Origin of the sequence: Kineococcus vitellinus (genome assembly GCF_009906315.1) — a bacterium.
Lineage (GTDB): Bacteria > Actinomycetota > Actinomycetes > Actinomycetales > Kineococcaceae > Kineococcus > Kineococcus vitellinus.
The window spans coordinates 1-747 of sequence record NZ_JAAALL010000611.1; the positions used below are offsets into that span (position 1 = coordinate 1).

General features: G+C 76.3%; 1 protein-coding gene. It reads left to right on the plus strand.

The features are described from left to right. Window positions 1–747 (plus strand): YlbL family protein (locus tag GTQ99_RS23720; protein ID WP_166618084.1); only part of this gene is annotated, 747 nt, incomplete at both ends.

Sequence of the window (747 nt, forward strand, 5' to 3'; positions counted from 1 at the left end):
GGCGGGAGGAGGGCGGGGACGAGGGGTCCGTCGAGGGGCTCATCTCGATCTCCGGCGCGCAGACCCACCCCACCGACGGCGCGCTCGACCTCACCACGGTCTCGGTGCGCGGGGGGCCGGGCCTGGAGATGACGCTGGGGGAGCTGCTGCTGAGCTGGCGCGACCCGGACGTCAGCGTCGCCCCGCGCGACCTGTACTACCCCGGCGGCCAGACGCAGGAGGAGGCCGACGAGCGCAGCGCGGCGGAGATGACGGGCTCGCAGGAGAACGCCAAGGTCGCCGCCCTGCGCGAGCTCGGCATCGACGTGCCCTCCAGGACCACCACCCGGGTGGAGCAGGTGGCCGCCGACGCCCCCGCGGCGCGGGTGCTGCGCCCCGGCGACACGATCACCTCCGTCGACGGCGGCGCCGTCGCCGACTTCGCCGCCCTGCAGGCCGCCGTGCGGGCGCTGCCCGCGGACGCCCCCGTCACCTTGGGCCTGACCCGCGGCGGCGAGGCGCGGACGGTGTCCACGCGCACGGTCTCCTCCGGCGGGGTGACGCTGCTGGGCATCACGCCCGACGTGGAGCACGACTTCCCGTTCCCCATCGACATCGCCATCGACGACGTCGGCGGCCCGAGCGCGGGCACGATGTTCGCCCTCGGCATCGTCGACGAGCTGACGCCGGGGGCCATGACGGGCGGCGAGCACGTCGCCGGGACGGGCGCGATCGCCGCCGACGGGACCGTGCTGGAGATCGGCGGCC